Below are 13,839 nucleotides of genomic sequence, written 5' to 3'. Positions count from 1 at the left end.
GCAGTTCGGCGCCAGATCATATTTGTATATGCACAAACAAACGCGGCGGAACCACCTCGTATCCAAGCTCCATTTTGCTAATCGGCCTTGTCAAACAGGCTGGCAAGAAGGGTGTATGACATGGAGCGAACTTAACAGGATTCGGCCCCGTGATATTTTAGTGCTTGGTTATAATGACCCTATCTCGCTCACTGCAGCTCTTTGGGCTCGAAGCCATGGCGCGCGCGTGCATTTCCTGTCGGACAGCAAGGCTGACGATCAACCACGGCGCCAAATAACTGAAGTTCTCAAACGGATTATTTTGAAAATATTCGATGGAGCGTTGGTGGCTGGGACCCGTCACGTAGAATATTTTCGTTCACTCGGATTTAAGGGGCCTATTGAGACGCCTTACGATGTGATCGACAATAAATTTTTCGCTATAAGATCGCAGAAATATCGCCGCCGCGCCGCACCGATTTTACAACACTCTCTTCCTGCGCACTACGTGCTGTGCGTTAGCCGACTTGTGCCGCGTAAGAGAGTAACTCTTGCCCTCGATCTTTACGCTGCTTCAGGCCTCGCTGCGCATGGTGTGGCCTTTGTTTTGGTTGGTGATGGTCCTGAGCGTGGCGCCATCTACGCGAAAGCTGCCAAACTTGGCCTCGACAAGTGTATTCACAACTTCCCGAATATTGCAAACCATCGAATGCCTGCTGTCTATGGCGGCGCCAGTGCACTTATTCTCGCCTCGGAATACGATCAATGGGGGTTGTGCGTAAACGAGGCCATGTCATGCGGCGTACCTGCATTTGTTACGCCACGTTGCGGGGTGGCAAATGAAATTGTAACTGAAGAGACAGGCGTCATCTTTACGCCAGAAACCCTTGAAGTAGCGGGTTTGAAATTGCGCCGCTGTGCGCTTGATCCACTTTGGCGAGCCTCCCTTTCGAACTCTTGCCTCAAGAAGATGACTACCTGCAACGTCGAAGACTTCGCGCAAGCCGTTATGCGTCTCACACAGGAGCCCTCCGAATGAAGATTATGATTGTCAACGCCTACGGCCGCTCGAACCGCGGGGACTCTGTCTTGCTCGATGAATGCATTGCCGACGTAATGAATGCGGTGCCGGGCGCGCAGATAGGGTGCGCCGTTTTCGAGGAGTTAGACAAAGCACGCGCGGCGCATCCTAATGTGCGCTTCTCGGAACGGATCGGTAATACGGGGCAAAGGGGAGCCATAGCTAAATTGGTGACATTGGGGCGCATGATCCTAGCCAGTTTGGCGCTAATACCCAGTCTTGGTTGGATAGTTCGCAGCTTGCCCTTGTCACAACAGGAGAGCTGGCGGATGATACGCAGTGCCGACATCGTGATCAGCGCCCCGGGCGGCTATATCCACGACACCAATTTCGCCTATTACGTTGCTCTCTTTCACATTTGGCTGGGGCAGCGGCGCGGAACGCGAGTGATACTTGCACCACAAAGCATCGGGCCGATTGACGCCGCGTTTGCACGTCGCATAGCCCGCGCAGTGCTGTCGTGGAGTGATGCGGTTTGCGCGCGAGAAAGCTACTCGTGGGACTTCTTGCGCAACACACTTAACCTACCGAAGCAACTGCTGCGCCGTTCGGGTGATAGCGCTTTCTGGAATACTGATGTTAGCGAAGACACTGCCGCCTCGCAGGCAGCCTGGTCAGAGATCGGTGTTGATCCCGAGGTAGAGCAAGTCCTCGGCTTGACCGTCGTGGACTGGACTTTCCCAAAATCCCTAAATGTGTTGGCGGCGCAGGACGCTTATGTGCAGGGCCTAGCGCGGGTGATCCAGCACATGAGCCTGCATCACGGGCTTCGTTCAGTAATCTTTAATCAGGTCTCTGACGATCTGAGCATGGCAGAGCGTGTCGCCGCAGCCTGCACCGTGCCCGTCCTGATTGACCGCACTTCACGCGAGCCTGATTTACTGCGTGCGTTGATCTCACGCTCAACCTTATTTCTTGGAACCCGCTTTCATTCGTGCATCTTTGCAATGATGGCAAGCCGCCCCACTTTCGCTGTCGCTTACCTGCCCAAAACCAGCTTCATCCTCCGCGATCTTCGTCTGGATGCGCGCCAGGCGCCGATCACTGAGTTCGACCCAGACGCTGTAATTAGCGCACTGGAGTGTGACCTCGCCGATCTACCCGCAGCCCGGGCCGAGATTGAAACGGCTGTGACCCATTACCGTGACACCCACACTCGCCTACGCGACGTGCTGGAAGAAATCTCATGAAGCCGCGTGTGATGGTGCTGACTCCCGCCATAGGGCGGCGTGGGGGCGGCGTGTCCGAAGCGGCCCGGTTGTTCGTGACGGCATTGGTTGCTGAGGGTCGCTTCGCACCCGAAGTAGTCACGCTAAACGATGACAGCTTTGCAGCGGACCGCGCGAACTGGCCCGCAGTGCCGATCCACGGGTTTCGTTCCTATGGCCCTTCGAACTTCGGCTTTTCGCCGGGTATGTTACTGCACGTCCTGAGAAACCGTGACGCCGCGCTAGTGCATGTCCATGGGATCTGGATGTTCCACGTGTTCTGCGCTGCGCTCTGGTGCAAGCTGCGTCGACGGCCAGCGGTGGTGACGCCTCACGGAATGCTGGAAACTTGGATTTTGAAACGTTCGCCGCGGTTAAAAGCAGCAGTCTCGCGATTATATCAGGCTAGATTTCTGGCAGGCGCTGCCGCGATCCATGTGCTTACCGGCAAGGAAACCAATGATGTCGCGCAGGCGGGTTTGCCCACTGCGCGCTGCCATGTGATTCCAAACTATGCCCTACCCCCAGCAGACGATGCCGCCATGCCTCGCTGGTGGCAGCCAGAATTTGCCGAGCGTAGGATCTTTCTTTTCTTCGGACGTATCCATGACAAGAAAGGCTGGCGTGAACTTTGCGCGGCATGGACGCAACTCAGCGCCTCAGACCCATCTTTCTGCCGCAGCGCTCAACTCGTGTTCTGTGGGTGGCCCGACTCCTGCCCCGATTTCGAGCCAACCGTCGTCGCGCTAGCGGAACGCTTTGGGAACATACTGTTCGCCGGACCACAATTCGGCATTGAGCGTGACCACAGCATGGCTGCGGCTGATATCTTTGTACTGCCCTCCAAAAGCGAGGGCTTGCCTATGGCCGTGCTTGAAGCTTGGGCTGCAGGCGTACCCTCCCTAATGACCCGGGCTTGCAACCTTGATCAGGGGTTCGGAGCTGGTGCGGCCGTGGAAGTAGGTAAGGACGCAACGACAATCGCAGAGGGGATGGTTAGGATCATGGCCTGGTCCGATGAAACGCTGGACCAGGCCCGCACCAGCGCACGGACGCTAGTAGCAGCAGAGTTTTCACAGGATGGGGTAGCAAAGCGTTACGCAGACCTGATCGCGAGCTGCATGCCCATGAAAAAAAGTCAGTAAATGGTATCGCCGCTAAAATACAATCAAAAGGGCTTCGGCGCCTAATCGGCTTTAATAACTTGTTTTTCACTGAGAACCCACAACGGGGATCGACGCCGACAATATCTTGAACCCTGACCATACGACTGCTTACTGAGTCTTGTAACAAAAAGAGAGTGCATGTGACTGAACCGCTAGACTCCGCCCGGACCAGCCCTTTTGCTGGCGCGCCTTCTTTCTCCCTGCAAAATCGCCTTGAGCGGGCTGCCTTTGCTCTTGTCTGGCTAATGTTCGCATCTTGGACCCCACCGCCGCTTCGAAGCTGGCGACTTTGGATATTGCGTCGGTTTGGAGCAAAGTTGGCGTCCACCGCGAACGTTTATGGCAGCACCCGCATCTGGCTGCCAAGAAACCTTACGATGGCTGCACATTCAGCCCTCGGCCCCGGAGTTCACTGCTATTGCATGGCGCCTATTCGCCTCGGGCACCACGTTGTCGTCTCACAGCGGGCCCATTTGTGCGGCGGAACCCATGATATCCGCGATACGTCCTTTCAACTACGCGCACTGCCTATTGAGATTGAGGATGATGCCTGGATTTGCGCCGAGGCCTTTGTCGGCCCTGGGGTGAAGGTTGGCAAAGGTTCCGTTCTAGCCGCTCGCGCCGCTGCCTTTTCCGATCTCGACAGCTGGACCGTCTATCGCGGCAACCCGGCCACAGCGGTCAAGCCCCGCCCGCAATTTCGAAGGTCCAGATGATGCCTGATATGCTTACCGCCCTGATCCTGACCTTCAACGAAGAGCAGCATATCGAGCGTTGCATCCGCTCGCTTGCCGGTGTCGCCGACCGGATCTGCATCGTGGACAGCTATTCGAGCGACCGAACGGTTGAGATTGCAATAGGGCTTGGGGCCGAGGTGTTCCAGAACTCTTGGCCCGGTCACGCGGCACAATTCCAGTGGGGCCTTGATACCGTGGGCATCAGTAGTGATTGGACACTAAGGATTGATGCCGATGAGTATTTGGATGCGAAACTTCGTAAAGCTATGCAAGAATGGATTTCGAATCCGGAGCCCGATATCAACGGGCTTTACCTGCGGCGCCAAATCGTATTTCTAGGGCGTCCAATCCGGCACGGCTTCTTCTATCCCGCACATATCTTGCGGCTTTGGCGTAGCGGTGATGGCCGGATGGAGCAGCGACGAATGGACGAGCATGTGGTATTGCGATCGCCAAAAATCAAGACCCTTCAGGAAGGGGACCTTGTCGATCATAACCTTAATGACTTGACGTGGTGGATCGCGAAGCACAATGGATACGCTACCCAAGAAGCCTTTGCGCGCATTGAGGCACGACATAGCCAAAATTCTTCCACGCATATCCTTTCCGGTCAAGCTGCGCGCAAGCGGTTCTTGAAAGAAAAAATTTATGCTCGGCTGCCCTCTGCCCTGCGAGCCAGCTTTTACTTCTTCTACCGCTATTTCTTAGGGCTGGGTTTTCTTGACGGCAAGTCTGGCTTCTTTTTTCATTTCCTTCAAGCCTACTGGTATCGCATGCTTGTCGAAGCCAAACTCTACGAACTGCAGATGCGCGCAGATTCTGCCAATCTGTCGCCTTACGAATTGCTATGTCGTGAAGGGGTATTTCCTCAATCGACACAGTCCGAAGCCTGACTTGTAAATAGGGTGACAGTTGCGTTATTTTTGCCGCGGTCAGTTTGTTTTTGGCTGATGGGCTGGGTCATGTTGTGACATGCTTCCCTGAAAAGGCCGGCGTTTTGAGTTAGCCTGCTCTCCAAGAAGGAGACAGAAGAAGAATATGAAACCCCAACCCGCAAACTCTCGTTATGAATGAGGGAGCCTCAGGGGCAGGTCACTCCCTTTCCAGCCGTGTCTTGGTCCTCCTGAACATGGGATAAATCTATCCCAGTTGGTGGACCACTTCAGTGGGGCACTCCAGAGATCGATTGCCCTCCCTCTTTTTCCGCGCTGCCACGGCTGCACTGGCCTTGAAGCGGAAGCTGTCGTTGCCGGCCTCAAGGATTGCGGCCGTCCATGCTATGCCGTCAATACTGCGCATTTTCATGACGGCTGTTTCTAAAATCAAGCGCTGTCTTTAGTAAGCCAGACAGTTCTTCGACCAACGAAGGTACCGAAACAGATTCACCACTACCCAATAACTAACTTGCGGGCGAATCTAATTCCACCATCACTTCCCTGTCAGCCCAGCAACCGACGTCGCGGTTTTAGCCACGATCCGCATGTCCTCGACCAGGCTCACGTTTCGCGCATAGTAGACGTCCATCGCCACGCGCTCATCGTAGCTGACGTCGTTGCGGCCCGAGACTTGCCACAGGCCGGTCACGCCGGGGCGCAGGCTTTCGTAGGTTTTCTGGCTCAGACCGTAACGCTCCAACTCGTCGCGCACGACCGGGCGGGGGCCGACAAAGCTCATCTCGCCGCGGAAGACGTTGAACAGCTGGGGCAGTTCATCCAGGCTGCTTTTGCGCAGGAACCGGCCCAGGGGGGTGATGCGCGGGTCATTCTCAAGCTTGAAATTGCGCTGCCATTCGGCGGCGGCTTCGGGATTGTCGATCAGGTGCTGTTTCAACCGCTCCTGGGCGTCCACGACCATGGTTCTGATCTTCCAGCACCGGAATTCGCGGCCGTCTTTGCCGATCCGCCGGTGGCCAAAGACAGGCAGACCACCATCCAGCGATGCCAAGGCGCAGAGGATGGCAATGACCGGCAAGAGGAGCGGCAGTAGCAGCAGGCCGAAGGCAACGTCAAAGACGCGCTTGCCCCAACGGGAATAGAAAGAAACCTCGCTGGAGAATTCGGAAGGTTCGTGTTCTGCCGCAACAAAACTGTTTATAAATTGATGTTTCAAACCAAGAGCGCCCCCCAGCGCGAGCTATAAAATGGTCTCAAAATAGAGATTAAGGACTTGGACCGTGTCAAATTCCAGTGATGGATACCGGAGTAAACAATTCCTGACCAGACCTGCAACACAACTTTTCCATTTTCCAGGGTCACGGAGACTTTTAGGAAAAATCGCACAAGAATGTAACACAATGGTTAATGAGTCACCGATCGGAGAAACATCCGCGGCCCAGGCCGGCGCGGGTTGGGGCCGGTATGTTTCTGCTGTGGCGGGTCTTGGAAACGACGGTTCAGACCAAGATGACCAAAGCCGTTGACCGTCCTGAACCTACTGGAACGTGCCTGGGCCCGCTGCCCTGCCGCGGTACAGATGTCGGGCAATGGTCCGCAGACAACCCGGCAATGAAAAACATAAGCATATGTAAAATAAAACGATTTCAGTTTTTCAGCCGACAACCTGACCGATCGCATCGTGCCGCCAGCGTCGCAAAGAGGGAAAGCCCCCCTGCCCGCGCGATTTGTATCAACCGCCGCAGACAAGCGCCCAGGCTTCGGACAGTTGCCGCTTTCTCAAGCGGGCACAAGACGGTCACGGCTGCGGCCTCCAGACCCGAGACGCGTTTGGCATCTGCCTGATCGATTCCTAACATCGGGGACGACCTGATTACTGATTCTTATCAAATCTCTCCATTTCATCTGCGTCTTGGGAAAATAGGATTTGAATCCGGTGCTACAGCGGAGCAGCTGAGCGAATGCGATTCGGCTGTCTTTCCGGGCATCGGTATAAGCAGAGGCATTAGCCGTTTCAAAATGAGGCGGTATTGTTTCGTTGACCTATCAAGCTTGTTAGGAGTCTCGTCGCCGTCTAAGCGTTTTCGATAAGCGCACCATCTGGCAGGCCCCGCTTAAAGTTTGCCGCTTCCCACGCGCGATCGTCGCCTATGCGGTCCGGCGGGCACCGGGTCATTGTGCCAAGCACATTATTACGGACAACGGGTCATATTGACCTTCGTCTTACGGTTCAAAAGTTGCCTGGCTGCGCGCAATGGCAACAATCGCTTTGACCGTCTGGCTGCGCAGGTATTGCTGGCCTGCTTCGCCAAACAGAGTGCCACCAAACAGGGCCGTGAATGTGGGTTGGTTCGATACGTTGAAAAAGCTGGCCGCGCTGATTTGCCAATGCAAAGCCACGGGATCAAGCCCGCTGCGGAACACGCCCTCTTTTTCGCCACGCACGCAGATTTCGCGCAGCTTCTCGATAGCAGCAATGTTCAGGTCGCGGATTTTGTCAGATGCGATCAAAGCTTCGGCCTGATGGATGTTCTCGATCATCACCATGCGGATGAAATCGGGGTTTCTGCGGTGATGGTCAAAGGTGAAAGAGACAAGTTTCTCAAGCGCCTCCAAGGGGGGTAAATGATCCAGATCCAGCGATGCCTCGCCTTCGCGCACCTTGTGATAGGCGGCCTCTAGCGCCTGGGTGTAAAGGCCCATTTTGTCGCCGAAATAGTAATAGATCATCCGCTTGGATGTGCGGGTGCGCGCTGCGATGTCGTCGACTTTTGCGCCTGACAGGCCGCGCTCTGCGAATTCCGATACGGCTGCTGCCAAAATATCGCGCTTTACCCCCTCGGGGTTTTGCGTCCAGCCGCGCCTGTCTTCTGCCGTCGTTTTTGCCATGCAGCCTCCTAGGCGAAAACCATAGCAAGAGGGAAATGTTCTTGTAAGTACAATTCCAGTTGACAGATTGTACCGCTAAGTACATTTTGTCCGGAACAAGCTTCAGGGAGGTCGGAGCGTGGAGACGAAACAGCAGATTCGAGATGCCCGCACCATCCCGGCGACGCCCTTGCAGTTGGGGCTGGTGGGCCGTGGCATCCAATTGTCACGCACGCCTGCGATGCACACGGCCGAGGCCGAACGTCAGGGGCTGGTCTGCCGTTACGACCTTATCGACACCGATGGCCAAGCCGACGTGCGGCTGGCTGAAATCCTGGATCAAGCCGAGACAGACGGTTTTGCGGGGTTGAACATCACCTATCCCTATAAACAGGATGTGATCCCGCTGCTGGATGAGATTTCGGCGTCGTCTCAGCGCGTAGAAGCGGTGAATACCGTGGTGTTTCGGGACGGGCGCCGGTTTGGTCACAACACCGATTTGTGGGGTTTTCGCGAAAGCTTTCGCCGCGGACTGCCCGATGTGAAACGCGACATTGCGTTGCTGATCGGCGCTGGGGGCGCTGGCGGTGCCGTGGCGCATGCCCTCAGCGATCTGGACGTTGGCTGCGTCCTGATTGCAGACACCCGCACCGACGCCGCAGAGGCGCTGGCCGTTGCGATCCGTTCCGCTGGTGGCCAAGCCGAAGTCGTTCACGATCTGGCACAAGCTGCTGCACGTGCGGATGGTATCGTGAACGCAACCCCGATGGGCATGGCCAAACTGCCCGGCACCCCGCTGGACATGTCGTGCCTGAAGGCGCGGCATTGGGTGGCCGACATCGTTTATTTCCCGCTGGAAACCGCTTTGCTGAAAGCAGCCGCCGCCACCGGGTGCCGCACCTTGCCCGGTGAGGGCATGGCGATTTTTCAAGCGGTGCGGGCGTTTGAATTGTTCACCGGGCACACCGCCGACCCCGATCAGATGCGGGCCACCTTTCGCAGTTTTGGAAAAGGGTAAGGCGCAGCTATGAAAACCGGCATCGCAACCGTTTCCATTTCGGGCAATCTCGAAGAAAAGATCGACGCCATTGCCGCCGCTGGCTTTGACGGTATCGAGATTTTTGAGCAAGATTTTATTGCCGACATTCGCACGCCCCGCGCGGTCGGTGACCGCATTCGCGCCGCGGGTCTTGAGGTGATGCTGTTCCAGCCTTTCCGCGATTTCGAAGGACTGCCGGAGCCCTTGCGCGCCAAGGCGTTTGATCGCATGGAGCGCAAATTTGACGTGATGCAGGAACTGGGCTGCGATCTGGTTCTGGTCTGCTCCTCCGCCCACCCAAAGGCACTTGGCGGGATTGACCGCGCGGCGGCGGATTTTGCCGAACTGGGCAGCCGTGCCGCCGCAAGAGGATTGCGCATTGGCTACGAGGCGCTGGCATGGGGCACCCATGTCAACGATCACCGCGACGCGTGGGAAATCGTACGCCGCGCGGATCATCCCAACGTCGGGTTGATCCTTGACAGTTTTCACACGCTGGGGCGTGGAATTGACCCCGAAACCATTCGCCGGATTCCGGGTGACAAGATTTTCTTTGTGCAACTGGCTGACGCGCCGCGCATCGACATGGATCTGCTGTACTGGTCCCGCCACTTCCGCAATATGCCCGGCGAAGGCGATCTGGCCGTCACCGCGTTTATGCAGGCTGTCATGGCAACGGGGTATGCCGGACCGATCAGTCTGGAAATATTCAACGATCAGTTTCGTGGTGGCAGCCCGGGAACCATCGCCAAGGATGGTCACCGGTCGCTGATTGCGCTGATGGACGACGTGCGCCGGGCCGAACCCGAAGCGTCCGTCGACCTTCCCGAGCTGCCGCGCCATGTTCCGGTGAAAGACACGGCGTTCATCGAATTCGCCGCCCGCGGTGAAGGTTTGGCAGCCCTTGAGAAGCTGTTGCTTAGCATGGGGTTTCAGCAGGCCGGGCGGCATGTGTCCAAACAGGTCACGCTGTGGCAGCAGGGTGACATTCGGATCGTGCTGAACGCCGAAACCGTGGGACATGCCGCGACAGCCTGGAATGGGCGCGGCACCACCGTGTGTGACATCGGCCTGTCGGTGGCATCTGCCCAGGACACTGTAAAGCGGGCCGCGGCACTGGGGGCAAAGCCGTTTTCCCAACCGCTGGGGCCCGGTGAAATGCCTATTCCTGCGATCCGCGGATTGGGTGGCAGCGTCATGCATTTTATTGATGACGGGAGCCTTGCCGACGTTTGGGATGTCGAGTTTCTTGCCGATGCCCCGGCAACGGCTGGTGCAGGTCTGAAACGAATTGACCACATCGCGCAGACCATGACCTATGACGAAATGCTGTCGTGGTCGTTGTTCTACACCAGCCTGTTCGACATGAAAAAAGCGCCGATGGTCGACGTGGTCGATCCTGATGGATTGGTTCGCAGCCGCGCGTTGGCCACTGATGAAGGCAGTTTTCGTATCACCCTGAACGGGGCCGAAACGCACCGCACTTTGGCGGGGTCTTTTCTGGCCGAAGGGTTGGGTGCGACGGTCCAGCACATCGCGCTGGCCACCGATGATATCTTTGCCACGGCGGCCAGTTTGCGGGCCGCTGGTTTTCCAGTTTTGTCTCTATCGCCCAATTACTTCGACGACCTGGCCGCGCGCTTTGACATCGCGCCCGATATGATGGCGCGGATGCGCGCAGAAAATATTCTCTTCGATCAAGATGACACCGGGGCGTTTTTCCAACTGTATTCGCAACCTTTCGCAGGACAGATGTTTTTTGAAATCGTGCAGCGGTGCGACGGGTATGCAGGGTATGGCGCGCCCAATGCACCATTCCGGATCGCAGCACAGAAAAGGTTCCAGAAACCGAAAGGCATGCCAGCCGAATGAGATTACACCCATCACAAAAAATGTAGGACATTTTGCACTTAGTCCTATAGAACCATCAAAGACCCAGGCCAATAAAGGCCGCCGTCATCAGGGAGGAAACCAATGACACACTTTACTCGCCGGGCCGCAATCGTGGCCACACTTGCTGCAACAACTGCGCTTTCGGGCTTTGCAGGGGCTGCGTTTGCACAGGACAAACCAACCCTGCGCCTCAGCTCGGTTGTTTCTGAAAACGACATTCGCGCCGAAGCCTTTGCTGAAATCGCCGCTGCCGTGTCCGAGCAGTTCGACATGCAGGTTTTCAACGGTGCAACGCTGGTCAAACAGGGCACCGAGATGACCTCGATCCAGCGTGGCAACCTTGAAATGGGTCTGATCGCCCCGCAAACCATTTCCGAGCAAATTCCGGAATGGTCGATCCTGACCTCGGCGTATCTGTTCAGCGACGCTGACCACCTTAAGGCAACTTTCAACAGTGAAGCGGGCGCACAGCTTCTTAAGTTGACAGAAGACGCCGGCATTCACGTTCTTGCACCTGTTTACTTCGGCACACGGCAGGTGAACCTTGCCCCTGAAAAGGAAATCATGAAGCCCGAAGACCTCAGCGGTGTGACCTTGCGGATGCCCGGTGGCGATGCATGGCAGTTCCTGGGTGAATCCATCGGCGCAAATCCGACGCCGCTGGCCTATGCCGAAGTGTATACGGCCCTGCAAACCGGCGCGATTGATGGTCAGGACAACCCGCTGCCCAACGACTACAACATGAAGTTCTACGAAGTGACCAGCCAGATCGTGCTGACCGGCCACCTTGTCGGATTTGACGTGCTGGCGATCAGCGCGTCGCTGTGGAACGACTTCACCCCCGAACAGCAAGAAGCGCTGCAATCGGCCGTCGACACCGCCATCGACAAAAGCACCGAACGCCACATCGCCCGCGAAGAAGAGCTGATCCAGTTCTTCAAGGATGAAGGTCTGAAAGTATACGAACCCGACCGGATCGCGTTTCGTGACTATGCCCAGAAGAAATACCTGGAATCCGAATTCGCGCAAAGCTGGCCCGAAGGCATGATCGACGCGATCAACGCGTTGGCCGACTAAACGCTTTACCAAGTTCCATCATGGTGGCCCGCGCTGGCGGGCCGCCTATGATTGCATATTGCGGAAAGAACCAATGCCCTCTTTGACCCGTTTCAAGCATGTTGCGCGCGTGCTGGCCGATGCGATCCCTGCGGTCCTGCTGGCCGCGATGTTCGCCTGCTTCATCATTCAGGTGCTGATGCGCTATGTCATGAACAGCCCCGTCGGTTGGACCGTCGAAGTCTGCGTAATCGCGTGGCTGTGGATTTTGCTGTGGGGGCAATCTGTCTCGGCGCGCGAAGAGGATGAAATCCGCTTTGACATCCTGTACGGCAGCGTATCGCCCGCGACGCGCCGGTGGTTCCGCATGGTTTTCTCTGTTTTTCTCGTGGGCATCTACGCATGGTCGTTGCCTGCGCTCTGGGATTTCGTGACCTTCATGAAAATCCAGAAAACCTCTTATCTCGATATTCGTTTTAACTGGGTCTATTCCATCGCACTGGTGTTTTCGGTCGTTTCGATCTTGCGCTATGGGTGGGTGTTCTGGACCGCTGCCGCCGGACGCGACGCACCCGAAGCCGGGATCGACTCCGTCGTACGCAAGGATCTTACCGAATGAGCTGGGAATTTGGAGCCTGCGTTGCTGTCATTATGATGACCGCAATCATCGGCCTGCCGATCGGACACGCCATGCTGGCATCGTCTGTTTTTTATCTGCTGTTGCAGGGCCATGATATGTCCATCGCATTCGAGCAGATGCTGACAGGGCTTTACGGCTCTTACGTGCTGCTCGCGATTCCGCTGTTCATTTTTGCCGCCGACCTGATGAACGTGGGGTCGTTGTCCGACCGGTTGCTGGATTTTTGCCGTGCGCTGGTTGGGCGGTTCCGGGGCGGGCTGGGGCATGTGAATGTCGTGTCTTCGCTGATCTTTTCCGGCATGTCCGGTTCGGCCATTGCCGACGCTGTCGGTATGGGGCGGATCATCATCAACCTGATGACCAAAGATGGCAAATATCCTGGATCTTACGCAGGGGCGATCACGGCGGCCTCGGCAATCATCGGGCCGATCATTCCGCCGTCGATCCCGATGGTGCTGTTTGCGCTGGTGTCGGACACATCTATCGGCTTCCTGTTTCTGGCCGGCGTCGTGCCAGGTTTGATCCTTGGTGTCCTGCTGATGGTCATGAACGCCTGGCAGGCGCGCGTCCACGACTATCCGGTTGATGATCCCGTGCCGCTGCGTGAACTGCCGCGCATCACCTTGCGGGCCATTCCGGCGCTGCTGATGCCTGTTATTCTGCTGGTCGGCATCTACGGCGGCATCACCACCCCGACCGAGGCCGCCGCACTGGCCGCGCTTTATGCATTCCTTGTCTCCACGGTGTTCTATCGGTCGGTGTCGCTGCGCACAGCCTATGTGACCGTGCGCAACAGTGCGCGTTCAACCGCTGGTGTCGGCTTTCTGATCGCCGGTGCGTTGGCGTTCAATTACGTCGTGACCATCGAACAGGTGCCAAATGTCATCCGTGACGCGCTTGGTGAACGGGAACTGACATTCTGGTCGTTCCTGCTGATGGTGAACGTGCTGCTGCTGTTGCTGGGCTGCCTGCTGGAAGCGAACGCCATCCTGCTGGTGATTGTCCCGATCTTTTTGCCCACGGCTGTCGCGCTTGGCGTTGATCCGGTCCACTTTGGTGTGATCGTGGTGGTCAACACCATGATCGGATTGGCCACGCCACCCTATGGGTTGCTGCTGTTCGTGGTGACATCCATCACCAAATCCCCGATCCGCGACACCATCCGCCACCTTTTGCCTTTTCTCGCCATCATGATCGCAGGGCTTGCGATCATCACCTTTGTCCCCGACCTCGTGCTGTGGCTGCCACGGCTGTACGGATACAAAGGCTGACACTGAAC

At 56.7% G+C, this 13,839-nt stretch carries 11 protein-coding genes; 9 read left to right on the top strand and 2 right to left on the bottom strand.

Annotated features, from left to right (window positions below; translation table 11 throughout):
* Nucleotides 1-115 precede the first annotated feature (115 nt).
* From AAC077_RS15055 to AAC077_RS15040, 4 genes are all read left to right on the top strand, one after another.
* The gene (locus AAC077_RS15055) at nucleotides 116-1,018 is read left to right on the top strand and encodes a glycosyltransferase (protein ID WP_339771017.1); all 903 of its coding nucleotides are present in this window, start codon (nucleotides 116-118) and stop codon (nucleotides 1,016-1,018) included.
* Complete coding sequence (locus AAC077_RS15050) at nucleotides 1,015-2,250, top strand: polysaccharide pyruvyl transferase family protein (RefSeq protein WP_339771015.1); 1,236 nt, start codon at nucleotides 1,015-1,017, stop codon at nucleotides 2,248-2,250. The genes AAC077_RS15055 and AAC077_RS15050 overlap by 4 nt, the downstream gene beginning before the upstream one ends.
* Nucleotides 2,247-3,413, top strand: a complete 1,167-nt coding sequence (locus tag AAC077_RS15045; RefSeq protein ID WP_339771013.1) for a glycosyltransferase — start codon at nucleotides 2,247-2,249, stop codon at nucleotides 3,411-3,413. The genes AAC077_RS15050 and AAC077_RS15045 overlap by 4 nt, the downstream gene beginning before the upstream one ends.
* A gap of 736 nt (nucleotides 3,414-4,149) precedes the next feature.
* Nucleotides 4,150-5,064, top strand: coding sequence for a glycosyltransferase family 2 protein (locus tag AAC077_RS15040; RefSeq protein ID WP_339771011.1), 915 nt, complete (start codon nucleotides 4,150-4,152; stop codon nucleotides 5,062-5,064).
* 535 nt (nucleotides 5,065-5,599) lie between these two features.
* On the opposite strand, the gene AAC077_RS15035 is transcribed toward AAC077_RS15040, so the two are convergent.
* Together AAC077_RS15035 and AAC077_RS15030 are read right to left on the bottom strand one after the other, a co-directional pair.
* The gene (locus tag AAC077_RS15035; RefSeq protein ID WP_339771009.1) at nucleotides 5,600-6,280 is read right to left on the bottom strand and encodes a sugar transferase; all 681 of its coding nucleotides are present in this window, start codon (nucleotides 6,278-6,280) and stop codon (nucleotides 5,600-5,602) included.
* A gap of 1,007 nt (nucleotides 6,281-7,287) precedes the next feature.
* Nucleotides 7,288-7,953 carry a TetR/AcrR family transcriptional regulator gene (locus AAC077_RS15030; RefSeq protein ID WP_339771008.1) on the bottom strand — a complete coding sequence of 222 codons (666 nt, stop codon included), beginning with the start codon at nucleotides 7,951-7,953 and terminating at the stop codon, nucleotides 7,288-7,290.
* A 118-nt stretch (nucleotides 7,954-8,071) separates the two neighbouring features.
* Between AAC077_RS15030 and AAC077_RS15025 the strand changes: the two genes are divergently transcribed.
* From AAC077_RS15025 to AAC077_RS15005, 5 genes are all read left to right on the top strand, one after another.
* The gene (locus AAC077_RS15025; RefSeq protein ID WP_339771006.1) at nucleotides 8,072-8,950 is read left to right on the top strand and encodes a shikimate dehydrogenase; all 879 of its coding nucleotides are present in this window, start codon (nucleotides 8,072-8,074) and stop codon (nucleotides 8,948-8,950) included.
* Nucleotides 8,951-8,959: 9 nt separating this feature from the next.
* A complete protein-coding gene (locus AAC077_RS15020) occupies nucleotides 8,960-10,843 on the top strand; it encodes a TIM barrel protein (protein ID WP_339771004.1) in 1,884 nt (627 codons plus the stop codon).
* 102 nt (nucleotides 10,844-10,945) lie between these two features.
* Nucleotides 10,946-11,941, top strand: a complete 996-nt coding sequence (gene dctP, locus AAC077_RS15015; RefSeq protein WP_339771002.1) for a TRAP transporter substrate-binding protein DctP — start codon at nucleotides 10,946-10,948, stop codon at nucleotides 11,939-11,941.
* 82 nt (nucleotides 11,942-12,023) lie between these two features.
* Nucleotides 12,024-12,539 carry a TRAP transporter small permease subunit gene (locus AAC077_RS15010; RefSeq protein WP_339771000.1) on the top strand — a complete coding sequence of 172 codons (516 nt, stop codon included), beginning with the start codon at nucleotides 12,024-12,026 and terminating at the stop codon, nucleotides 12,537-12,539.
* Entirely contained in the window at nucleotides 12,536-13,831 is a 1,296-nt protein-coding gene (locus AAC077_RS15005) for a TRAP transporter large permease (protein ID WP_339770998.1), read from the top strand. Before AAC077_RS15010 ends, AAC077_RS15005 begins: the two co-directional genes overlap by 4 nt.
* Nucleotides 13,832-13,839 lie beyond the last annotated feature (8 nt).

Source organism: uncultured Pseudosulfitobacter sp., from assembly GCF_963976325.1.
In the GTDB taxonomy this organism is placed as follows: Bacteria; Pseudomonadota; Alphaproteobacteria; order Rhodobacterales; family Rhodobacteraceae; genus Pseudosulfitobacter.
The sequence above is the reverse complement of the archived record's forward strand: the minus strand, read 5'-3'. Positions and strand labels throughout refer to the sequence as shown.

Excerpts from the sequence above, each read along its gene's own strand:
- AAC077_RS15055 (WP_339771017.1), top strand. The coding sequence starts at position 116 with ATGACATGGAGCGAACTTAACAGGATTCGGCCCCGTGATATTTTAGTG.
- AAC077_RS15050 (WP_339771015.1), top strand. The coding sequence starts at position 1,015 with ATGAAGATTATGATTGTCAACGCCTACGGCCGCTCGAACCGCGGGGAC.
- AAC077_RS15045 (WP_339771013.1), top strand. The coding sequence starts at position 2,247 with ATGAAGCCGCGTGTGATGGTGCTGACTCCCGCCATAGGGCGGCGTGGG.
- AAC077_RS15040 (WP_339771011.1), top strand. The coding sequence starts at position 4,150 with ATGCCTGATATGCTTACCGCCCTGATCCTGACCTTCAACGAAGAGCAG.
- AAC077_RS15030 (WP_339771008.1), bottom strand. The coding sequence starts at position 7,953 with ATGGCAAAAACGACGGCAGAAGACAGGCGCGGCTGGACGCAAAACCCC.
- AAC077_RS15020 (WP_339771004.1), top strand. The coding sequence starts at position 8,960 with ATGAAAACCGGCATCGCAACCGTTTCCATTTCGGGCAATCTCGAAGAA.
- dctP (WP_339771002.1), top strand. The coding sequence starts at position 10,946 with ATGACACACTTTACTCGCCGGGCCGCAATCGTGGCCACACTTGCTGCA.
- AAC077_RS15005 (WP_339770998.1), top strand. The coding sequence starts at position 12,536 with ATGAGCTGGGAATTTGGAGCCTGCGTTGCTGTCATTATGATGACCGCA.